General features: G+C 48.0%; 23 protein-coding genes and 1 pseudogene. 17 read left to right on the top strand and 7 right to left on the bottom strand.

Annotated features, from left to right (window positions below; genetic code table 11):
* Window positions 1–21 precede the first annotated feature (21 nt).
* The 11 genes and pseudogenes from RAC60_RS07890 (at window position 22) to RAC60_RS07840 (ending at window position 9,882) form a co-directional block, all read left to right on the top strand.
* Window positions 22–2,535 (top strand): annotated as a pseudogene (locus RAC60_RS07890) (outer membrane usher protein).
* 90 nt (window positions 2,536–2,625) lie between these two features.
* Entirely contained in the window at window positions 2,626–3,366 is a 741-nt protein-coding gene (locus RAC60_RS07885; RefSeq protein WP_033738770.1) for a fimbria/pilus periplasmic chaperone, read from the top strand.
* 5 nt (window positions 3,367–3,371) lie between these two features.
* Complete coding sequence (locus tag RAC60_RS07880) at window positions 3,372–3,992, top strand: fimbrial protein (RefSeq protein ID WP_375093236.1); 621 nt, start codon at window positions 3,372–3,374, stop codon at window positions 3,990–3,992.
* Window positions 3,985–4,554 (top strand): fimbrial protein, encoded by a 570-nt coding sequence (locus RAC60_RS07875; protein ID WP_050504786.1) that lies wholly within the window; start codon window positions 3,985–3,987, stop codon window positions 4,552–4,554. The genes RAC60_RS07880 and RAC60_RS07875 overlap by 8 nt, the downstream gene beginning before the upstream one ends.
* Window positions 4,551–5,180 (top strand): hypothetical protein, encoded by a 630-nt coding sequence (locus RAC60_RS07870; RefSeq protein WP_226374642.1) that lies wholly within the window; start codon window positions 4,551–4,553, stop codon window positions 5,178–5,180. The genes RAC60_RS07875 and RAC60_RS07870 overlap by 4 nt, the downstream gene beginning before the upstream one ends.
* Window positions 5,181–5,410: 230 nt before the next feature.
* The gene (locus tag RAC60_RS07865) at window positions 5,411–5,764 is read left to right on the top strand and encodes a hypothetical protein (RefSeq protein WP_375093233.1); all 354 of its coding nucleotides are present in this window, start codon (window positions 5,411–5,413) and stop codon (window positions 5,762–5,764) included.
* Window positions 5,757–6,740 carry a hypothetical protein gene (locus RAC60_RS07860; protein WP_375093231.1) on the top strand — a complete coding sequence of 328 codons (984 nt, stop codon included), beginning with the start codon at window positions 5,757–5,759 and terminating at the stop codon, window positions 6,738–6,740. Before RAC60_RS07865 ends, RAC60_RS07860 begins: the two co-directional genes overlap by 8 nt.
* Window positions 6,741–6,788: 48 nt before the next feature.
* Window positions 6,789–8,171 (top strand): O-antigen ligase family protein, encoded by a 1,383-nt coding sequence (locus RAC60_RS07855; RefSeq protein WP_375093229.1) that lies wholly within the window; start codon window positions 6,789–6,791, stop codon window positions 8,169–8,171.
* Complete coding sequence (locus RAC60_RS07850; protein WP_375093228.1) at window positions 8,158–8,502, top strand: hypothetical protein; 345 nt, start codon at window positions 8,158–8,160, stop codon at window positions 8,500–8,502. Before RAC60_RS07855 ends, RAC60_RS07850 begins: the two co-directional genes overlap by 14 nt.
* A gap of 45 nt (window positions 8,503–8,547) precedes the next feature.
* Window positions 8,548–9,204, top strand: a complete 657-nt coding sequence (locus RAC60_RS07845) for an EAL domain-containing protein (RefSeq protein WP_033737426.1) — start codon at window positions 8,548–8,550, stop codon at window positions 9,202–9,204.
* 345 nt (window positions 9,205–9,549) lie between these two features.
* Window positions 9,550–9,882 carry a DUF6694 family lipoprotein gene (locus RAC60_RS07840; RefSeq protein ID WP_367143234.1) on the top strand — a complete coding sequence of 111 codons (333 nt, stop codon included), beginning with the start codon at window positions 9,550–9,552 and terminating at the stop codon, window positions 9,880–9,882.
* 225 nt (window positions 9,883–10,107) lie between these two features.
* Here the strand turns inward: RAC60_RS07840 and RAC60_RS07835 are convergent, their stop codons facing one another.
* The 3 genes from RAC60_RS07835 to RAC60_RS07825 form a co-directional block, all read right to left on the bottom strand.
* A complete protein-coding gene (locus RAC60_RS07835; RefSeq protein ID WP_375093226.1) occupies window positions 10,108–10,779 on the bottom strand; it encodes a class I SAM-dependent methyltransferase in 672 nt (223 codons plus the stop codon).
* A gap of 146 nt (window positions 10,780–10,925) precedes the next feature.
* The gene (locus RAC60_RS07830) at window positions 10,926–11,372 is read right to left on the bottom strand and encodes a DUF421 domain-containing protein (protein WP_033737433.1); all 447 of its coding nucleotides are present in this window, start codon (window positions 11,370–11,372) and stop codon (window positions 10,926–10,928) included.
* Window positions 11,373–11,381: 9 nt separating this feature from the next.
* The gene (locus tag RAC60_RS07825; RefSeq protein WP_262959951.1) at window positions 11,382–11,876 is read right to left on the bottom strand and encodes a hypothetical protein; all 495 of its coding nucleotides are present in this window, start codon (window positions 11,874–11,876) and stop codon (window positions 11,382–11,384) included.
* 291 nt (window positions 11,877–12,167) lie between these two features.
* Between RAC60_RS07825 and RAC60_RS07820 the strand changes: the two genes are divergently transcribed.
* On the top strand, window positions 12,168–13,463 hold the full coding sequence (locus tag RAC60_RS07820) for a glycoside hydrolase family 28 protein (RefSeq protein ID WP_375093264.1): 1,296 nt from the start codon (window positions 12,168–12,170) through the stop codon (window positions 13,461–13,463).
* A 17-nt stretch (window positions 13,464–13,480) separates the two neighbouring features.
* Here the strand turns inward: RAC60_RS07820 and RAC60_RS07815 are convergent, their stop codons facing one another.
* On the bottom strand, window positions 13,481–13,990 hold the full coding sequence (locus RAC60_RS07815) for a hypothetical protein (RefSeq protein WP_050504693.1): 510 nt from the start codon (window positions 13,988–13,990) through the stop codon (window positions 13,481–13,483).
* 495 nt (window positions 13,991–14,485) lie between these two features.
* Here RAC60_RS07815 and RAC60_RS07810 point away from each other — a divergent pair, with 495 nt between their 5' ends.
* A complete protein-coding gene (locus RAC60_RS07810) occupies window positions 14,486–15,211 on the top strand; it encodes a YoaK family protein (RefSeq protein WP_054688006.1) in 726 nt (241 codons plus the stop codon).
* Here the strand turns inward: RAC60_RS07810 and RAC60_RS07805 are convergent.
* Window positions 15,208–16,110, bottom strand: coding sequence for a lipid kinase (locus tag RAC60_RS07805; protein ID WP_172912267.1), 903 nt, complete (start codon window positions 16,108–16,110; stop codon window positions 15,208–15,210). The two genes, RAC60_RS07810 and RAC60_RS07805, sit on opposite strands and share 4 nt — an antisense overlap.
* A 160-nt stretch (window positions 16,111–16,270) precedes the next feature.
* Here RAC60_RS07805 and RAC60_RS07800 point away from each other — a divergent pair, with 160 nt between their 5' ends.
* The 3 genes from RAC60_RS07800 (at window position 16,271) to RAC60_RS07790 (ending at window position 17,442) form a co-directional block, all read left to right on the top strand.
* Window positions 16,271–16,543: a cupin domain-containing protein gene (locus RAC60_RS07800; protein WP_033737438.1), complete on the top strand. Its 273-nt coding sequence runs from the start codon at window positions 16,271–16,273 to the stop codon at window positions 16,541–16,543.
* A gap of 21 nt (window positions 16,544–16,564) precedes the next feature.
* Window positions 16,565–16,984, top strand: a complete 420-nt coding sequence (locus RAC60_RS07795; protein WP_375093223.1) for a DUF4186 domain-containing protein — start codon at window positions 16,565–16,567, stop codon at window positions 16,982–16,984.
* Window positions 16,985–17,124: 140 nt separating this feature from the next.
* The gene (locus RAC60_RS07790) at window positions 17,125–17,442 is read left to right on the top strand and encodes a hypothetical protein (protein ID WP_033737439.1); all 318 of its coding nucleotides are present in this window, start codon (window positions 17,125–17,127) and stop codon (window positions 17,440–17,442) included.
* Between the two features lie 48 nt (window positions 17,443–17,490).
* Here RAC60_RS07790 and RAC60_RS07785 read toward each other — a convergent pair whose 3' ends face one another.
* Window positions 17,491–18,684 (bottom strand): AI-2E family transporter, encoded by a 1,194-nt coding sequence (locus RAC60_RS07785; protein WP_033737441.1) that lies wholly within the window; start codon window positions 18,682–18,684, stop codon window positions 17,491–17,493.
* A gap of 376 nt (window positions 18,685–19,060) precedes the next feature.
* Between RAC60_RS07785 and RAC60_RS07780 the strand changes: the two genes are divergently transcribed.
* On the top strand, window positions 19,061–20,323 hold the full coding sequence (locus tag RAC60_RS07780) for a phosphatase PAP2 family protein (RefSeq protein WP_375093220.1): 1,263 nt from the start codon (window positions 19,061–19,063) through the stop codon (window positions 20,321–20,323).
* Between the two features lie 33 nt (window positions 20,324–20,356).
* Here the strand turns inward: RAC60_RS07780 and RAC60_RS07775 are convergent, their stop codons facing one another.
* Window positions 20,357–21,550 carry a zinc-dependent alcohol dehydrogenase gene (locus RAC60_RS07775; protein WP_054634334.1) on the bottom strand — a complete coding sequence of 398 codons (1,194 nt, stop codon included), beginning with the start codon at window positions 21,548–21,550 and terminating at the stop codon, window positions 20,357–20,359.
* Between the last annotated feature and the right edge of the window lie 221 nt (window positions 21,551–21,771).

The raw sequence follows: 21,771 nt of genomic DNA, 5'->3' as shown, positions 1-21,771 counted from the left end.
TTTTCCCTGACATAAAATATTATGAGAAATCAGAATTATAAAAATCGCAATCTCACGTTATCCATTTGTCCTGTCGCCTTTGCCGTATTCATCGCATGTTTTATGTCTGAAAGTGTTATCGCGGCCAGCGATGAGGTGGAATTTAATATTGACGTGCTCGACGTTAAAGAACGTAATGAAGTCGATATTAATCGATTCTCACGCGCGGGTTATTTGATGCCGGGTGAATATCTATTCAATGTTGTTGTTAATAAATCTGAATTTCCAGAGGAAAAAGTTAGCTACTTATCCCCTCAAGATAAACCTGATGATTCTTTAGCGTGCCTTTCTCCTGATTTAGTCAGCCGCTTTGGTTTTAAAGAAAATGAAATAAGAAAAGCAGGCTGGTGGCAGGATGGCCAGTGTCTGGATGTAAATTCATTGCCGGGCATGACAGTCACGCCTGATTTGGGGTCGGGTATATTAAAAATTAATATACCGCAGTCTCTGCTGGAATATACTTCTGAAAACTGGGAGCCACCTTCTCGCTGGGATGACGGCATACCGGGATTTATTCTGGATTACTACTTGAATGCGAGACACACTCAGTCGAAATCTAGTTCGGATGCACAGTCATTAAGCGGTAATGGGGTGGCAGGATTTAACATAGGCCCCTGGCGCTTACGCGCAAACTGGCAGGGCGATTATGAACGTGAATCTGGTAAAGATGGTACTTTAAGGAAAAATTTCAAATGGGACCGGTTTTATATTTTTCGCGCCATCAAATCGCTCAAGTCTGAACTGACAGTAGGGGAATCTTATTTACCCTCAACGATATTTGACTCATTTCGTTTTACAGGTGCCAGTTTAACGTCGGATGATGCGCAACTTGCTCCAAACTGACGGGGCTATGCGCCAGAAGTTGTGGGCGTGGCCAAAAGCAACGCTAAAGTAACAGTAAGTCAGCAGGGCAGCGTTATTTATGAAACGACAGTAGCATCCGGGCCATTCCGCATTCAGGATCTCAATAATGCGGTAATGGGCAAACTGGATGTCACTATTCAGGAACAGGATGGCACCAGACGTACATTTCAGGTCGATACTGCGACGATTCCCTACCTGACCAGGCCAGGGAGTGTGCGTTATAAACTGGCAATAGGTAAGCCATCGGATTACGAACACCACACACAAAATATTCATTTTGCTACGGGTGAACTGTCGTGGGGGATCTCAAATGGCTGGTCAGTCTATGGTGGTGGGCTTTTTGCCAATGATTACCTGACCGTTGCGGCAGGTATGGGACGAGACTTATTAGCATTAGGCGCCCTTTCTCTGGATGTCACCTCAGCGCGGGCTAAATTAAATGAACATGTTACCCGAAAAGGAAACTCTTACCGTTTAAGTTATTCCAAACGGTTTGATGATTATGATAGTCAAATTACCTTTGCAGGCTATCGGTTTTCTGACCGCAACTATATGACGATGTCACAGTTTTTAAGCTCAAGAACGTCGGCTTACAGTAATCCGGGAAAGGGTAAAGAGTTATATACCATTACCATTGCAAAACAACTCAGAAAGCTTAATGCAGGAATATACCTGAGTTATAACCACCAAACTTATTGGGAGCGTGCTGCGAGTGATACATGGAATCTTTCACTTTCCAGCAATTTTGATATGGGTCGCTTCAAAAATGCCAGTCTGAGTCTCACCGGCTATCGAACACAATATGATCACACTAATGACGATGGTGTTTATTTAAGTCTGTCTCTGCCTTTTGGCGAAGGTACCTTGTCCTACAGTGGTCAAACTTCAGGCGGGACGCAAAGCCAAAACGTGGGTTGGCGTGACAACCTTGGCGATAACAGTGATTACAACGTCGATATTGGCACGTCTTCGGATGGTGAACATTCGATTAATGGCTATCTCGACTACACGGGCAGTATAGCTGAAATGACTGCCTCCGCCGGATTTGAAAATAATGGATATCGTACACTGGGTCTGTCTGTAGAAGGGGGAATGACAGCAACAGCACAAGGCGCAGCACTCCACCGCTCATCCGGTGTTGATGGCACCCGACTGATGGTAGATACGGCAGGGATCAGTGATGTTGCTGTCTCCGGGGGCGGAAACGATGTCAAAACCAATTACTTTGGTAAGGCCGTGGTAACAGACATAAATAGTTACTATCGCAGCAACGTTAATATCGATCTGGATGAATTACCAGATGATGTTGAAGCGACGCGTTCTGTTGTTGAAGATACCCTGACTAAGGGCGCTATCGGCTATCGCAAATTTGGTATTTTAGCCGGACAAAAAGGAATGGCTATCGTCAAACTCGAAGATGGTTCTGTTCCGCCTTTTGGTGCGATGGTAAAAAATGAAGATAAAATCCAGACGGGTATCATTGCTGAAAACGGAAGAGTCTGGCTATCTGGTATGAAACCGGGTGGAAAAATGGATGTAAGCTGGAACGGCAAAGAACGATGTATCTTTATTCTTCCTGAAAAACTAGACGAAAAGACTGCTAGCTTATTACTGCCTTGTATTAATGAGTAATGTTTATTATTGGCTTGCGTTAACGCAAAACCACTATTTTTAAACGCCTTTAAACATTACTTCCTGTGAATTGCTAAATTAGAGGTTTATATGCTTACGAACAACAGAAAGTTTCTATTGCGTTTTATAACGTCAATCATGGTGATGACTATTCCTGCAGCAAATGCTGCTGTAGGACTCGATCGCACGCGTCTGATTATTAACGGCGATAAAAAATCTGAGACATTAACGATTACTAATCACAATAAAGAAGCCCCTTATCTGGCACAGTCATGGGTTGAAGATGATTCGGGCAAAAAACTTGAAAACGAGTTTATTGCGCTCCCCCCTTTGCAACGTATTGAACCCAATTCAAAAGGTCAAATCAAAGTACAGACCATGGCGGGAAGTTCACATCCTCAAGACAGAGAGTCACTTTACTATTTTAATGTCCGGGAAATCCCTCCTAAAAGCAAAAAACCGAATACGCTGCAGATTGCATTGCAAACACGTATAAAAATGTTTTACCGACCAGAGGCACTTAAGTTAGCAAGTGGAGATGTACCTCAGACAGCATTAACATTGCGTCGTGAAGGCGACCGTTACCGTATTATCAATCCAACGGGATACTATATTACGATAGTCAACATGAGTGCTAATAACGCTGCCAGTAACAATGATTTTAAATCGGTAATGATTGCACCGAAAAGTAGCGAAATAGTTGAAATGAGTGCGGCAAAATTAGGAGCCCAACCCGTATTGACTTACATAAACGACTGGGGGGGAAGACCAAAATTAATTTTTAGTTGCTCAGGTAATGCTTGTAAGGTCACCGAGCAGAAAGCAGGTTAAATATTTTGTTCAACGTTCTCCTGAGACATCTAAAAAGTAGACTAGTACCCGGGTGTTATGCTGGTTGTCTTATTCTTTCTTCATTTTTTGTAAGTGCCACATCGAAAGTAGATGATACCTGGCAGGTGGAGGGAGAGCATGGCCAAATTGTTGTGAACGGTTTACTAAGCGAAGGCGCGTGCCGTCTGGATCTTAATTCGGTTTTACAACAAATTGATTTAGGTGTATTAAATGTGGCTGAGCTTGAAGAGCCAGGAAGTGAGACGACACCAGTAAGGTTTAGTATCCGGCTGACTGATTGTTATCGTTCATTTAAAGATCAATCAGAGATGCCTGGGAAAAAAAATCTGTTTTCATATATAGAACCATTAGCCACGATTACATTTTCAGGATTAGCTGATGACGACTTCACTTCGTTGCTGAAAGTACAGGGGGCCAAAGGGATTGCGTTAAAAATAAGCGACAAAGATATGAATATGATCTCATTAAATCAGCGGGGCGGTAAGTACTTTATCTCTCATAAAACAGAGCGGTTTGTTTTTTTTGTATCGGTCGTTAAAACGAAATCACAAGTTTTATTTGGTGATTTTTGGGCGGTAGCCAATTTCAAGGTCGATTATGAATAACATGTTTATTTATCGTCACTTAAAAATTATTGCAATTATCATTCTTTTTACTGCGGGTTTTTTATTATCTGTAAAGACTTCTGCAAGTGATGAATTTGTTGACATTGATAATATCAATGTTTCAGGAAAACTTGTTATATCGACCTGTGAAGTTATTGATGCTAGTGAAGATCATCTGGTTGATTTTTCAGAGGTGAACGTAAAAGACATTTATTCATACTCGCCTGATTTAGCAAAAGAATTTACTATCACTGCGAAAAATTGCCAGCCGGGGAATGAATTGACCATAGATTTCAGTGGAGTAGAAAGTGAAACACTTCCTGGTTTTCTTCATATATCCGGGCAGGCCGAAGGCATTGCAATAGGTTTAAAGTCCGGGGGTGTTAATGGTTCCCCCGTTTTAATTAACAGTCATTCGCCTGTTCGGGGCTCTGTCAATAATGATGATGTTTTTTTCGTATTGGGTGCTTATATACAAGGTGAACCTCAGGCGGTAAAAAATAAAACTGTAATGCTTGGTGATTTCACAGCAACAGCAAACTTCACTTTGAGGTATGAATGATGTTAAACACCTCTCTAAAGAAAATGAATTCGACTTTGATGATGGCTGCGTTATGTGTCTTTTTTTATGCTTTTGATGCTAATGCTGGTGAAACGTTTAAAACTAATATTTATTTTGATGGCAATATCGTTACCGATCCCGGCATGTGTTATTTTAACGTTGAAGGACTTAATCCCGGACCTGGTGATGCACTAAGCGGTCTTATCGAAAATGATAACGTCTATAATTATAATTTTGGTGAAGTGGTATTTAGATCATACAATGGCCGCTATATATTAGACAGAAAATATCGTAAAAATTTCAACGTCGAATTTACCTGCACTGGCGAACTGGCACTGGAAAGTTACATGCTGGTTCAGGTGTATCCTGTCTACGGTACCGTCAAGGGACAAAAAAACAGTGTAATGAGTCTACTGTCTCTCCCTCTATTCAAGTATGTAAAATCTTTAGGTTTACAACTTTTGTTTAATGGAAATCCTGTGACCACTCAGCGGCCTCATTGGATGCGTGTAGGAAAAAATACAGGTATGGCGTTTCAGTTAATTCAGTTGGATCCGTATGGTGCTGACTTAGAGGATAATATGTCATTATTTGCCGTCGTCAATGTGATTGTCCAACCTAATTAATGTGTTCAATAATATGAAAAAAAAACAGGATATTCTTTTCAATTGCCATACTCATAGTATGCATATCCTCTCATTTTGCGTTAGCCTTTTACGACGGTAGTAATGATGGTTGTCAGAGCGAGGTAGATGATAATGGTGAAGTAACGGGATCTTGTGGTTTTTCCGCATTTGTATTAATGCAGACCAGACTCGATACTTCTCCCTGGTGCATCATTAATAACAACGAATCTATGGATATTGTATTTGATGCGGTAGATCCCAATAAAATCTCATCCGGGAAATATAAAAAATCGTTGCGGTATGAATTTATTTGCTCGGATGCTACGCCGGGCTATAACGTTTTTTTTAAATTAGAAGGTAATAAAGCTGCCGGATTCGATGATGAAAAAACGATTGAAACCAGCATTAATGGCTTAGGAATGCAAATTCTGATGGACGGTGCACCAATGACGATTCATGAGAAAAAAAGGGTTAATTTGGCTTCACCGCCTCAACTCGAAGTAATATTAGTTAAACAGTTAACCAAAACACTGGAAGGCGATGACTTTTCCGGTTCTGCCAGCATGACGGTGGTATATGATTAAGCATTACTATTTAAAATACCTTTCAGGAATAATTTTTCTTTTACTCATTGGGCTTCCTGTTACTTCCCTGGCGAATGTTAAAGGCATTCCTTTACCCAAAAGTTGTCCTAAGGGATCAAAACATATGACGGATGGTTTGCTGGGTTTTGGCGACTGCCATCCAACTCAGGAAGGGCTTGAATCCGGATTTTTGATAGGTGAAGGATGGTCTATGCCCACAGGGACTAACCATGTCACTGAATTAGACGGCTACAAAGTTTATCCACAGTATAGTGGAAACTATAATGCAGTGTTGTTTTTTTGTCAGAGCAAAAAGGCAGTAAAATGTACAATTTCAACAGCTAATTTTCAATTGCATACACGGACAACTAACACTCTCAATACAACTAAAACGATATCCAAATCGAAGCCTAACTTTGGTGGGACTGCCAGTGCATTACAAAATCAGCCATCAGCATCATTTTGTGTTGCGTTGCAAAATATGGATGGCACGGATAATGCTTATTATGTCGATCCCAATGAATCTTATTCATGCAGTGACGGTGTACCACTACCGGTCGAAGCAGCGACCTGTTACATTAACCGGGGCAGAGATATTCATGTTCGTTTCGGGAATGTTACAAGAACAGATCTAACTACCAGCCCAGAAGATCCTGCCGCAATTTATAAAGAGATTAATATCCCTGTTACCTGTACGCGTGACGCGGGTATCTCTTTAAAAATGGAGGTTCTGCATAATTCAATGGTAGGGAAATATCGTACTATCTATACATCCTCCAGCGGCGTCGAAATTGTTCCTTATATTGATGGACACTTTGCGCAGGAGGACGCACAGAGCATAAGCACTGTTTATCAAAATGGTATTCATGAAAAAACCGTGAGGTTTTATCTTTTCCGCAATCCAGACGTAAAGGTCAAGGATATTCGATTAGGTGCTTTTAGTGCCAGTTCTGTGGTTGTTATGTCAGAAGATTGATTTTATAAATTTATTTTTCTTATAAGAACGCATCCTGCGATAAATACTATGAAAGTTTTAACTAATAAAAAGATGATGCCTAAAATACATATGTATATATCAGGTGTTATCATGTGTTGGTTGTGTGGTGGATTCTTATATGTTTTGCCTAATAGCGGCGGTTCAGGACTTTCACTGCCGCAAAATTTATTGACATGGCTTGTTATCGCTCTTGTTTTATTGTTTTGTGCTTTTTCTAAACAATTTGAAGGGGTCAAAATATCCTCGCTTTCAGGCGGAGAGAGAGTGATTTTATTGGGCGTGATTTTATGGTGTTTCCCCCTTTTTCTTACCCGAGATCTTGATTGGTTTCAAAATGCTTTGTCACGAGTTGTTGCTCTGATTGTATTAATTTTTCTCTATTTAACCCTTAATCACACGTTATCCTACCGATTAAAATCTCGTTACTTATTTTTGCATGTCATTGTGAATGCGTGTTTACTCCAGGCTGGTTACGTCATTCTACAATTGATTTTTTCGCCGGGTGAAAGGCCTTACGGAAGTTTTCAGCAAGTTAATGTGCTTTCTTCTTTTTTGGCAACAGGTCTGGTATGTCTGTTATTCGTTTTTAACAGGAATAAAACAGAACAGAAAACGATATTACGTTATTATTATGGTTTTAGTATCGCATTACTGGCGGGCATAATCGTCGTGCTTCAATCCCGAGCCGCTTTTATTGGTGTCATTGGCGGTGCAGGTATTGTTCTGTGGAAGGGGTTCACAGAAAAACGTACCAGATCTTATACTGCTCTTATACTGTTGCTGACAGGCACTGGATGCGGGCTTTTCATCCTGTATGTTTTACCCATTTTTTTCCCTGGCCCGCTTCTGCCCGTTATCGTTAAAACCTCATCGAATAGCGCCCGTTTTTATATGATGCGGTTGACAACAGAATTAATCATGCAGTCACCTATTACAGGGCAGGGTTATGGCAGCTTTGAGGCGGTTTTTGGTCAACTGGCCTCGACTGTCTGGCCCGGTCTTGAAGCCGCTACGGTAACGCATCCTCACAACGAATTACTTTTTGCCTGGGTAGAAGGTGGAGTCATCGCTCTGTGTGGGGGAGTGCTAATCGTTGCTGGTGTCATCAGGCAACTATGGGAACGAGGGGCACTAAAGTGGTATGGTGTGGCGTTTTTATTGCCTGTAGCAGTACATATGAATCTGGAATATCCTCTTTATCAGTCGGCAGCTTATGCTCTGGTAATAGTGCTATTACTGCTCGCTGCTGGCGTGGCTGCATCACCTGTTAAAGAAGAAATAATGAAGAATGGAGTGCAAATAAAACCGAGATTTTTACGGGCAAGAATTTTTTGGGGATCATTGTCCCTTTTTTATGATTTATTTTTCGTTCACCGGTTTGATAACGCAGCAAAAGTTGACACAAATTGAAAAAAATGGCCTGCAGGCATTTGTGGTAGAGCCCGAAAAAACGATGTCGGCCTTTCCAAATCGCTATAGCCAGCGAGCACGCGTTGATTTTGATTATCATGTGGCTCTGCTTTTAAGATTTAATAAAGATCGCGATCTCACACTGCTGTATGCTTTTCAAAAATGGGCAGACGATTTCTTAAAAACTCATAATGATCCAAATATTTATAACAGCATGATTAGAATAGCGCTTCTTCAGCAGCCTTCGCAGTACCGTTATCTCTGTAATGAGGCTCATGGACGCTGGCCGAAAGATAAAAGATTTATTTGTGATCATTCGGGTGGGAAATGAAAAAATCTCTTTCATAATTAATTTATCAAAAACTATGGGCCTTAAATGCTTAGTGATGTTGAGGGAATCAGATTCCAACCTCTTGTTGCTCTCAAAACTGGAGAGATTATTGCTTGTGAAGTATTGTCAAGCATCAAAAACAGTAACCCTGAAAAATGGTTCTCCCAACTGTCTTCTGGTAAGGTTTTTTCTTTATTTCTATGGCAGATGGAATATTTAGCAAAATTTCCTGGTGAGTACTGGCTTAATTTACCCGTGAAGATATTTTGTAATACCCATAAGATTAAGCAACTTGTAAACATAAATCATGATAATCGTATTATTTTGGAGGTCCAGGACCCCGAAAACCTGCCCCACCTTTCCTGGGATGAGCTTACCGCTTTTAAAAAAGGCGTTGATGTTCTCAGACAGGCAGGATGGCGTATCTGGTTGGATGATGTCACTTCTACGCTTATCCCTTTAATCAGCAGGATGCCTTTACAAGTAAATGGGATAAAAATTGACCGAAATGAAATTAAAGATTCAGGCAGAATCGTTGCCCTCATCTCAAAAGCTTCTGTAATTTACCCACAGATTCTGGTTGAAGGTATTGAAACGCAGCAAGAAAGACAACGTATTCTGCTTACACATGCGCAGTACGGGCAAGGTTTCCTGTGGCCGGAAAGAAAGGTATTACTCAATGCGCCCAAAAAAATGTATTAATTCAAAATCAGAAAATGTGCCGATGACTTCGTTAACTGTTTTCATTCATGTATTGCAATGTCTGGCATACTTCGGGCAGGCCTTAAGCTGTCTTCAGACATGTTTAATACTCAGTAAACTTGCATGAACAGTTTTGACTGGCAGCCGGTGGACCTGGCATCTCCCCCTTTTATCCATCGACGAATCTACACGTTACCCTCTTTTGTCGTTTATCTGAAAACTCAACGTAACAAACGTGTAGCGGCGTTTAGGTAGTAATCAGTCAGTAAGTGTTAATAAAAAAAGCTTTATTAAAATGCTACAAAAACTTACGATTGATAAGAATTTTTTTAGGATAAAACCCATATGAAAAAAGCAATCGCAGTCGTTTTGTTAGCATTCGCCCTCACTGGATGTGGAGAGCCTAAGATCGATGGTTCTTCCGAAGAGGCTTTTCAGACATCGCTTCAAAAAGTTCGGGAGTCACTTGCAGAGGATAAGCGCGCCGCGTTTAACGATGCTATTCAGGTTGTCGCCTTCAGCCAGGTCAGCATGAAAGAGCTGATGCAGGCGGGCAGCGGTGATGAAGGTGGACGCGCGCTGATTGATAAAAAGATCAAAGGCGCACTGGCCGGTAAGACCGGCGAAGAAGTTATTGAGTACGCAGATAAGATTAAAAAAGAGCGCGCAGCCAACTAATCTCAGCATGTTTGCTTCTCAGCCCGGCTTATTTACGGTCTGATTAACCTGTTACTACACTATGAGGCATGCTTTTTATGCCTCTTTTTTTACGCCATCTTTAAAGGTATTTTAAGGCCGACGGTCTACAGGCGTTTTGTTGGCATTGAACTGTCAACCGCGTCGGGCAAAAAGCGGTAAGTATTTGGGTAAGGGCAATCCGCACCAATACGATGACGGGCTGCACTAACTGGAAGCCTTGTGGCACACAAGCGTTGCATGATCCCACCACGAATTCTGATTAACTGAAAAATAACGGATGTTAAAACCGGCTGCTGTGATTTCTGCGGTCAGGTCGTCCAGCGGTTTCAGCGTGCGCCAGGGAATGCCGTCTTTCAGTAACAGGTGCTGTCCAGGGTCATAACGCAGAGATTCGCTTATTTGTTTAGGCGAACCACACATGCTGCTGATAATTAACGCGCCGTCACAGGCCAGTACACGGCGCACGGCTTTAAGGCAATGTGTACGTTGTGTTCCCACCAGACAATGAAAGCAGCTGCCGTCAACGATGACATCGAACTGAGCATCGTTATAGAGAGAAAGGTCGCATACGTTGCCTTGGTTAAAATGACCGACCAGACCTGCTTCCCTGAAGCGTTCCCGGGCCCAGCAAATCGCCACGTCTGAGATATCGACCCCGTAAACGATGAATGATTGTCGGGCAAAATAATGTGATGCCATGGCACCATTGCCACATCCGAGTTCAAGAACAGTCCCTTTGTCAGGAAGCCATGCTGCTTCTTCAAGCTCATAAAGCACCTCGCTGAGCCGCTGACGGGCTCGCGAAAAGCCGCTTCCTGTCCAGGCTTCATAGCCCTCATTTTTGAGGCGCCGATAGATATCGTCATAGCTTTCCACGACCGCCCATCTCCTCCTGCCGTCACTGAATCCTCTTCTGACGCATTTTATGCAGGCTATGCGTGATCCGTATCTGACTTTTCGGTCCTTGTGTCGTTTCTCACATGATGAAATGCCGCCATGGCCAGGTGCGGATTAAACGGGTTTCATTTCTCAGCAGGAATAATCGAAATCTGCCCGTTACTTTCCAGAATGGCATAGCGAATTTCATCGAGTTCGCACAGCCCATGATTTTGTCGCGCGACCAGCAAAATATCATCCTCGCTGACGTTCACTTTTTTCATCTTATCGGGAAAAGGCTGGCCGTTTTCAACCAGGATGGCCGGGCTGCCATCAATCAGTTGTTCAAACCCTTTATGTTTCCTCTTGATGTAACCAAACAGCATATCCATCACTATCAGTGTGATAATGGTGATCATTGCGCCGGTGACGGAGAAATCGCTTCCCAGCAGCGCCTGTTGGGTTGCCTCACTGATGATGAGGAGCAGGATCAGATCAAAACTGGTCATCTGAAGCAGGGCTCTTCGCCCGGCTATTTTGAACACAAGGAGGAGGATCAGGTATATCGCAGCGGCTCTGAGGACCATTTCCATAAAGGTTACCTACGGATAAATAAACTGGCTGAAATGGATTTCGGGTTCATTATTGACCTGCAGGGTATTACTAAAAGCGCCCGGCTTCCTTGGGGTAAGGGCCAGCCAGACTGAGAAGGTCGGCTGTTTGTCGGCGTGGTTATAGACCAGGTAGACATAATCCTTTTCGCTGTACATCCGGTCAGGCTGAGGTTTAATGCTGCCAATCTGAAATTCGTCCAGAAACGTTTTTCCAAAGCTGAGAATATAGTCCGGTGCGTTGAGCTCTTTGATGGAGACTTTGATTTCGTTTTCGCTGGTCAGGCGGCCAAACCGATCGTAATCGAGACGTAAGGTGTGCGTTTTATTCTGCAGGTGCTGCTCGCTAAACAGGCCGTTGGAAAATAATCCCAGCACTGCCGCCACAACAACACTTGTCAGTAAAATAAACCCTGCACGACTAAACTGATATTCAAAATTAAGGTTTTTTATATTTTCCTTAATACGGGGTTTTCTGAGCATCATGCATCAATACCTCAGCGTTTAATGGCCGCCCGGCCTCGCGAAGGCTGCCAAAAATCAGTCGGTTATATGACAAGAAGCGTAGCACTGGCCCTGGTGCTGTCAAACTCATCCCTTGGGCGAATAAAGGTCAAAATCCTCTGTATCCAGGCTGTGGACGGCGGTATTTCAAAGGGGAAAACGAAGCCATCCCGCTTTTATTTCGCTGACCCCTGCGCATCAATTTAACATTTTGACCACTTCCGGCGACGGGCTCATTTTTCTGCTTTACCTGCCAGGAAGGACTTGCGTATTGTGAAGGCCTGTCCCTCTGTCGCCCCTTTCACTATGACTGACCTGATTGTGACGATGTATCGCTCTCCCTTTGTTCTGTTAGCCATGATTGTTGGCCTGGCGATCAGTTTTACCGCTCAGGCACAAATGGGCGATCGACGAACGGTAACACAACCGGTTTATCCGCCGGTCTGCCAGCGTATTCCGGCCCTGGATCAATATAATGTCAGTCAGACTATTCAACAGGCGCTGGATAGCTGCCCGCCCGGCAAAATGGTGCTGTTAGTACCCTCAACCCGTGCGAAGGTATTTTATAGCGGGCCACTGTCTTTGCCTTCGGGTGTCAGTCTGGGCATTGATAAGGGAGCGGTGTTGCGCGCGCTTCCGGATCCACGATTGTATGATAACGGGCGCGGAAGCTGTGGCACGCTGGATTCGCAGGGCAACGGTTGCAGGGCGTTTATTACACTCAGTCATGTCCGCGGTAGCGGAATATACGGGCAGGGCATGATCGACGGGCAGGGCGGAGCCTCTGTCACCGGTAAGACGCAAACCTGGTGGCAACTGGCGGCCAGCGCCAAGAGTGATGACGCAAAGCAAAATGCGCCGCGGCTGATCCAGGTTGATCACGCCCGGGATATCACGCTGTATCAGATCACCCTGAAGAATGCGCCAAACTTTCACGTGGCTGTCAGTGACAGTGAGGGCATTACGCTATGGGGCATCACCATCGACACGCCCGCGACGGCACGAAACACCGACGGGGTGGATCCCATGGGGTCCAGCGATGTTACGTTAATCAACAGTCGGATCAGTACCGGTGATGACAATGTGGCGATTAAAGCCGGAAACGCACCGGCCTCGCATATTTCCATCGTGAATAACCAGTTTGGCTCTGGTCATGGTATGTCGATTGGCAGTGAAATAAACCGAGGCGTCAGCGATGTGCTGGTGAACGGGCTGACGTTAACCGGCACGACCAATGGCCTGCGCATCAAAAGCGACCGCTCGCGCGGTGGGCAGGTGCGGGCGGTTCGCTACCAAAACATTTGTATGAAGGATGTGGACAATCCCGTGGTCATTGATACGCATTATGATCCGCACGCCAGCGGCACGATGATCCCCGATTACCGGGATATCACCTTCGACAACGTCAGGACAGGCAACGGAAAAATTACGCTGGACGGGTACAGCGAGACGTTTCCGCTTGAGATGACGATAAAAAATGTCTCTATCGCTGAGCAGGCCACGGTAGTACAACGCTTTGCCATTATTCATGGTCAATTTACGCGGGCGCCTCAGACTGCGTGCCGTTAAACAGGTCGAGGGTTGCGCTATTCCCTGAGCGCTTTTTTCTCTGCCGCAGTGCCAGCATCGCTGCTATCCGGCTCACCGTACAACTGGTTTGCCGTATCATTCGGCCAGGACTCAATGGCACCGCAGGAATAGGTGTAACTGCCTAACGCCAGTGTATAGCGCAGCACGTTCTTATCGTCTTTTGCTGCGCCCCAGATCACCTCCAGCACAGCGTTATGCGTTTCGATAAAGTGCTTCGACAACTGATCGAACTTCACGGGCACGAAGCGGGAATAGCTATTGTCTGCAGTAAACGGGCTGCTGGACATGAACAGATCGGTTTCGCCACTTTCCCGGTTTTTCAGGCCCATAAGCATGATGTTATCGGTCGTTTTCAGCAGTTGCAGTGTGATGTCCTGTCCACAGCGCTGGTGTGCGCTGGCCTGCAAATTTCCCAGCAGCGGTGCGCGTAACGGCTGAGCGAGCACATTGCCAGCCAGCCATCCTGTCGCTGTTAACGTCAGTAATGCTTTAGAAATCGGTTTCATACTCTTAATAAATGAGTCGGTGGACAAAGCGCAAAGCATGAAGCGTTGCGCAGCGTGGTACCTTGATCTGCCACAGAGTAGGGTGCAACGGGCTGAAAAGTGAGGCGATTACTGTTTTAGCGAGGGGTTTTATCGCGGCGTTCGGATCTGACGAGATAAAATATGCTCTCCTGACGATGTGCTCGGATGCTGTTGCTATGAACAGCGTGAAGCGGGGCAGCAGAGGCCAACACAACAGACGCGAACACAGCCTGATAAGGTGCGGCATTGTTGTCGAAACAGTCTCTCTATGGCGGTAAGTAGCAGAACAGAGGGAGACAGGCCACGCCAGCCGAAAAGGCCATCCGGCTTCGCGCCGAATGACACAGTAATAGCTTCTACCCTCTCGTGAAACAGAGTCAGGCAGACGGAGGTCTACGTCGCTGAATTAGCGCTTGTTTCCTTAACGAACTCAGCGAATGATAGAGCCAATCGCATCGTATCTGAGTGAACATTATGTTGATCAGCACGGAAACCGAACGGACGCATATCGCGGACAGCCGTCTTGCCTGCACGCTTGCCGCTGTCGCCGGCGCGTTAAACACGGCTGCCTTTGAGATAGTCGGTTTCTTCTCGGCCAATATGACAGGCAACGTATCCTCACTGTCGGATTATCTGGCCAAAGCCAATGTGCATCAGGGCATCTTTTTCCTGCTGATTGTCTGCATGTTTATTTTTGGCGCGATGGTATCGACGCTGATTATTAATGCCGGACGCCGACGGCAGATTCGCACAATCTACGCTGTGAATATTCTGCTGGAAGGTGCGGCGCTGGTGGCGCTGGGCATAACCGAAGCCCATTACACGCTGGCGTCGTCCGGCGCGCTGTTGATTCTGAGCCTGAGTTTTTTGATGGGCCTGCAAAATGCGGTGGTGACCCGCATCTCCAATGCGCGCGTCAGAACGACACATGTCTCCGGGACCTCCACCGACATTGGAATTGAGCTGGCGATGCTGTTTGATGTGCTTCGACGTAAGGCGTCGCCAAAAGACGCGCCGCTCTATGTTGAGCGCCTGCGGCTGCATACCTACACGATCCTCTCTTTCCTGGCGGGCGGGATCGCCGGCATCGGGCTCTGGCATTTACTCAATTACTACTTCCTTGTGCTGATTGGGCTGGGGCTGGTCATCCTGGCGCTGAGCGCTATGCGCAAGCGCCCCGCACTACCTGTAAGCTCTTAAGGCTTTTCCCTGCCGGAGGGGGCGGGAGCCAGCACCCTCAACGCATCATTAAGCAGGCGGAAATGGGCTGGCGTTTGCCCGATGATCTCACCATCTGCATTAATAAAGTGTGGCCGACGCGTTTGCAGTGTCAGAGCGGTAGTGCTGAACGTGCGGACATTGCGCCAGCGGCCATGAGTGCCGCGTCGCAGCGAAGGAAACAGCAACAGCAGTTGCCAGCTGCGTTTGATTTCGAGGCTGTAGACGTCCAGCAAGCCATCGTCAGGCGCGGCGCTTTGCTGTACGGTCATTCCGCCACCATAAAAGCGCCCATTGCCAACCGACACCTGCACGGTTTTAATGGCGGTTGCCTTGCCGCCATGAATCAGCGTGGCGCGGAAAGGCCGACTTTGCCGCAGAATGCGCAACGCGGCAAAGGCATAACCCAGCACGCCCCAGCGCTTTTTCGCCTGTGCCGTAAGATTACGAGCCAGCTCAGCCGAGAAACCAATACTGGAGACGTTGAGAAACAGGTGACCATTGACCTCACCGAGATCCACAGAGCGCGTATGGCCCTGGCAAATGACACTGACCGCCTGTTCCAGTTGTGTTGGAATCCCCAGTGTTCGCGCAAAATCATTGGCGGTGCCCAGCGGAAGAATCCCCAGCGGCAGCCCGGTGCGCATCAGTCCCGGCGCTGCCGCATTGAGCGTGCCGTCGCCGCCGCCCACAATCACCCAATCGATTTGGCCGGCGTAAGCAGAAATAAGATCGGGGTAACTACGTTGATCGCCCGGGGCGGGCAGGATTAGATCAATGCCCGCCTGCTGCAGCAGTTCTGTGGCGCGGGCGGCATCAATGCGGCCCTTGCGTGAACGTTGATTGATCAATAACAGCGCAGTCTTTACCCTGTGCGGCATGCTTAATCCGTTTAAGAGATGACGTGTTAACGAGACGATTAGCAGAAAGTACACATGCGGGATTCTCTGTTACAACCTTGCTTGCGCTACTTTACGTAACGGCAAAAAAGCACGCGAGTGACTACACTGCCAGTAAACCCAATGACAGACGAGGATGCCGATGACAGAACATCAATTCAGAACGCTGCTGGCTGAGAAAGGCTTTGCAGAACCGGTCATTGTTGAACGTGAAGCCCACAGTGAACTGGACCAGCACGATCATCCTTTTGAGGCGATGGCGCTGATTCTTGAAGGGGATATCACCCTGTTTACCGAAGACGGTGTCCGTACCTACCAGGTAGGCGACATTTTTCATTTACAGGCCGGGCAACCGCACCGCGAGACGTTTGGCGCGCAGGGCGTACGTTATCTGGCAGGAAGAAAGTTGTCGTGATCGTTGAGACAGAGAAGAACAATGTTTGAGGACCTGTTTGCGCGCCTGTCGCGCTCGCCTTTTCGCCAGCGTTTTCGTCTGGGTCGTAAAGAATACGATTACTGTCTTGCGAAAGGGCAGGCCGGGGTGCAACAGCACGCCGCCGGGTTTATCCACCAGCGTCTGTCCGCCGCCCATCCGGTGAATGACGGCAAGCAAACGCCGATGCGCGGTCATCCGGTCTTTATTGCTCAGCATGCGACGGCGACCTGCTGTCGCGGATGCCTGGCAAAGTGGCACGGTATTGCGCAACATCAGACGCTGACTGATAACCAGCAGGCTTATATGGTAGCAGTGATCATGGACTGGATTCACCAGGCTATGCAGCAACCCCCTCCTCCACGTCGCGTTCGCAAGCCTGCGGCACCGGACCCGTCGCCTCAGCAACTCGATTTGTTATAGGCAACGATTATACCTCTGGTGTCCTTTTAACCAGTCAGGTTCGCTATATTTCATTTCAGGTCTATTCTTAAATCGTTCTTTGGTCTCCTGTGCCAGGATAATTACGCAAGACGACAAATTTCACACAAGAGGGAATTACGATGAAGAAAGCAATTATTGCACTGTCTGCTGTTTTACTGGCCTCGCCAGTTTTCGCTGCTACCACAACGGATGAAACTGTCGCTGAAGCGCATAAAGGCGCAGATACCGCTAAAGAAAAACTGCATCAGACGCAGCATAAAGGCCAGGAGCTGAAGCTGAAGTCTGAGCATGCAGCGGAAGGTAAGAGCAACGCCACCTCAAGCAAAATCTCTGAAGGTGCGCAGAAAGGCTGGCACAAAACCAAAGAAGGCACCGAGAAAGGCTGGGATAAAACCAAGCAGGGTGCCGAAGACCTGAAAAACAAAGCGACCAACTAAGCCGCTTTTGTGTAGAAAAAACTCACCGCTGGTGGGTTTTTTTATTCCCTATTTCTGTTCGGGGTCGGCCGGAACGGTCTTAGCCTGTAAGGCTTCGGCCTTTGCCGCCTCTGCTTCTGCGGCATCCTGCTGCGCCGTATCAGACTGTTTTTTCCCCTCTTCGATAAACTCTTCATCGATTTCTTCGATGTTTTCGCGGTTATCGCGTCCGGACAGTAAATTCCAGCAGGCAATGAACAGGGCAGCAATCACCGGGCCGATGACGAAACCGTTGATGCCGTAGATTTCCATTCCGCCCAGGGTGGCGATCAGGATCAGGTAATCAGGCATTTTGGTGTCTTTGCCGACCAGCAGTGGGCGCAGGATGTTATCCACCAGCCCGACGATGACCACAAAGAAGCCCACAAGAAACAGCCCTTTCCACAACGCCCCGGTTGCGAAGAAGAAAATCGCAGCGGGCACCCAGATAATAGCGGAGCCGACGGCAGGAATAAGCGACAGGAAACCCATCAAGGCCCCCCAGAGCAGGCTGCCATCAATATCGGTAATCCAGAAGGCGAGCCCACCTAAAATTCCCTGTACCACACCGACCACGACCGTGCCTTTTACCGTCGCGCGCGACACGGCGGCAAACTTCTTAAACAGATGGTGTTTTACATAGGTAGACAGCGGCAGCGCTTCCAGAATCAGATGGACCAGGTACGACCCATCTTTCAACAGGAAGAACAGCAGATAGAGCATGATGCCGAAGCCGACGGTGAAGCTGAATGTCCCCTTACCGATGATAAAGGCGCTACCGGCCAGGTACTGGCCGCCTTTGAGGGCAAAGGCCGACAGCTTTTGCTGAATCTGCGTAGCATTGTCCAGGTTGTTTTCTGCAAGGTAATGTTTGGCCCAGCCTGGCAGATGTTGCAGCAGATCGGCGAAAACGACCGGGAACTGGGCCGAGTTGGTTTGCAGCTTGTGGTAAACCGTATTCACTTCGACCACCAGCGATGACGCAATAATCGCTAAAGGCGTAAAGACGATCAGACAGATGCACAACAGCGTCAGCAGGGCGGCAAGCCCGTTACGATCGCCCAGCTTGCCTCGCAAATACGTTTTCAGCGGATGGAAGATCACGGCCAGCACGGCAGCCCAGAGAATCGGCGAGAAGTAAGGCGCTAATACCTCGAAAAAAGCCACCGTCGCGATGGCCAGTATCAGCAGGAAAAACCCGATAGTAAGTCCTTTAAAGCGCATAGGATAACCTCATGTAAACATCCCTTGATAAGCACGTATGCCGATGCGGGCATTGGCCACCCGAAAGTGTATGAATGTGGCATCGGGAATCAACGATCAATTCTGTTTTTATTTTCTCTTCACGCTGCGTTCGCCAGCGCATTCTTCAGTCGCAGACAACCGACGAGAGACAGGCCATGTCGCGCCCCCGGCCGCGGCCGCGAACGATGCCTACCTTAGCGTAGCGGGTTCGGGCGGTTTTGCTGGCGCAGCGCGACAGATTTCTGAGATAAGCCTGCCACTGACGGCTGACGCGCGGCCCAGGCTTGCGAAATAAAACTGTCATACAGCAATGCTAGCGTGACAACCGGCAAGGTCAGAGAAAAAAGGAATAATAATGAAAATGCACATTACCCTGATTGCGGCGGCGCTGTTCGTGACGCAACAGGCGCAGGCAATCCCGTTGTCTGAAGCCAGTGCGCTGGCGAACAAAACGTCTCAGGGCTCATCCAGTCCGGTATTCAATGCGCTTGAACTGCAGGCGCTGGCGGCAGAGCGCACGGCCATCCAGAACGGTGCACCTACGCTCAGCCGTGACCAGCTAAAACAGGCGAAACAAAGTGACAAACTCGCCGACTATCGCTGGCTGAAAGCCAGTGGCTACAATTTCCAGACCCAACCCCTGCAACAGGCGGGCATTGCGCTGTTATCGGGATTCAGTACGCTGCCGGATAACGTGATGAACGCTAACCGGGCCACAGTGACATCAATTAATCTTAATGCCACGCAGGGCGAACGCCGTCAGGCGCTGGCGGACGCCGAAGGGATTAGCTATCTGTATTTCCTTGCCGATGCCCTGGGACCGCGCTTAGGTAAAGCTTTTCTTGCGGCCTATGAAAAAGGCGAGCTGAGTAAAGCTGCCGCGCTGATAAAAGCCAGTGAAGTCAGCACCAGCGCGGCAAAAAAACACTTCGACTATCCACGTCCTTTCCTGCACAAAGGCAATACGATTCATCTGGTGCCGGATGACACGGTGATCAAAGATAACCAGCCTTATACGGCCGATGGGGGGGCTTTTCCCAGCGGACATACCAATACCGGCTACACCGATGCGTTATTGCTGGCTGAGATGATCCCGGAACGTTTTGATGCGTTGCTGCAACGGGGCGCGCGTTACGGGTATTCGCGTCTGGTTCTGGGCGTACATTATCCGCTGGACGTGATGGGATCGCGCATGGTGGCCCAATATAACGTCGCACATTATCTGAATGATGCTGCTTACCGGACGTTATTCGCAGAGGCTCGCCAGCAACTGCGCAGTGCGCTGGAAAAAGAGTGTGGTACCACATTAGCGGTGTGCGCAAAACCCGCGGGACAGGATGATCCCTATGGCACTGGCAGCATGAAGCCGTTTTACCGTTTCACCATGAGCTATAACCTGCCGAAGGTGGCAGGCAATAAGGCCAGGTTAACGGTTCCCGATGGCGTAGAGGTGTTGCTGGAAACCGCCTTGCCTCAACTGTCGGCGAAGCAGCGCCGTGCGCTGATGGTGAAAAGCGCGTTACCCGCCGGTTACCCACTGGGTGGGCCGGGCGCGGATCAGGCATTCTGGCAGCGGCTGGATTTAGATGCGGCCTACGCCCAGGCGAAGCACCGTTAACCTGTAACGGGCGGGAAACCCCGCCCGTGTTTGCTACAGCGTCGCCTGGGTTGGCGTCATGCCCGGCACCAGAATTACTTTTCGGCACGCTTCTTCCCGTTTTTCAAAGATGGCATAGCCCCGTGCCGCATCCTCCAGCGGCATATGGTGCGTCACAATCTCTTCCGGGGTTAAATGCCCTTTTTCGATGAGGCTGAGCAGGTCGGGCAGATAAGCATGAACATGCGTCTGGCCCATTTTGAAGGTCAGGCCCTTGTCAAACGCATCGCCGAACAGGAAGCCGTGAATAAAGCCGGCGTACACACCGGGCACGCTGACAATCCCGCCCCGGCGAACGGCCGCAATACACTGACGTAACGCTTTCCCGCTGCTGCCTTCCAGTTTCAGGTTAGTTAATACCGTTTCTGTCAGGCTGCCCTTGGCTTCAAAACCAACGGCGTCAATGACCGCATCCACGCCGCGATGGCCCGCACTGTGCTCAATGATCCAGGCGGCGGGATCGTCAGTTTTATCGAAATTAATCGGGATCACACCATAACGTTCCCTGGCAAAGTCCAGCCGGTAGTCATTATGATCGATCATATAGATCTGTTCTGCGCCCTCCAGGCGGGCGCAGGCGGCGCTGAGTAAGCCGACGGGGCCAGCACCAAAGATCGCGACGCTTGAACCCGGCTTGATTTCAGCGTTTTTGACCGCCTGCCAGGCGGTCGGCAGGATATCAGACAGAAACAGCACTTTCTCGTCCGGGAGCGTTGCAGGCACTTTAAACGGACCGGTATTCGCTTTGGGAACTCGGACATATTCCGCCTGACCGCCGGGGATACCGCCGTACAGTTTGCTGTAGCCAAACAGGGCCGCAGGTGGCGTAATTTTTTTGCGGTTTAAGATCGCGCCTCTTCCGCTGTTGGTGTTTTCGCACGCGGCGTACTGATGCAGATGACAAAAAAAGCAGTCGCCGCAGGCAATCACAAACGGAATCACCACCCGATCACCTTTTGCCACGGCGGTCACTGCGCGACCTGCTTCCACCACTTCGCCCATGAACTCGTGGCCAAAAATGTCGCCATGATCCGTACCCGGGATTTTTCCCCGGTACAGGTGCAGATCTGAGCCACAAATAGCCGTGGCGGTAACGCGAAGAATAATATCATCGGCCGCTTCCAGACCGGGATCGGCAACATTATCAACGCTGACTTTATGCGGACCATGCCAGGTTAAGGCTTTCATGTAGTTGACTCCTGTAAACCGGTGAAGGACAGCAACGGCGCGGTCGGCGATACCAGCCCGACAACAGTCGTCGCCAAAATTTGTAAGGGTGCTTGAAGTGTAGTGAGGGAAAAACGGGTAAGCAGAGCGGTGGGGTGAAACCAGGAAACAACCACGGCCTGTAAAGCCTTTCCTGTAGGGGATGATGCGCATAACCCGCCCGGAATCTGCACGATATGACG

It is taken from the genome of Pantoea sp. BR_17, from assembly GCF_041955125.1.
GTDB classification, from domain to species: domain Bacteria; phylum Pseudomonadota; class Gammaproteobacteria; order Enterobacterales; family Enterobacteriaceae; genus Pantoea; species Pantoea stewartii.
Note: the sequence above shows the minus strand (reverse complement) of the source record. Positions and strands in the feature narration are given on the sequence as shown.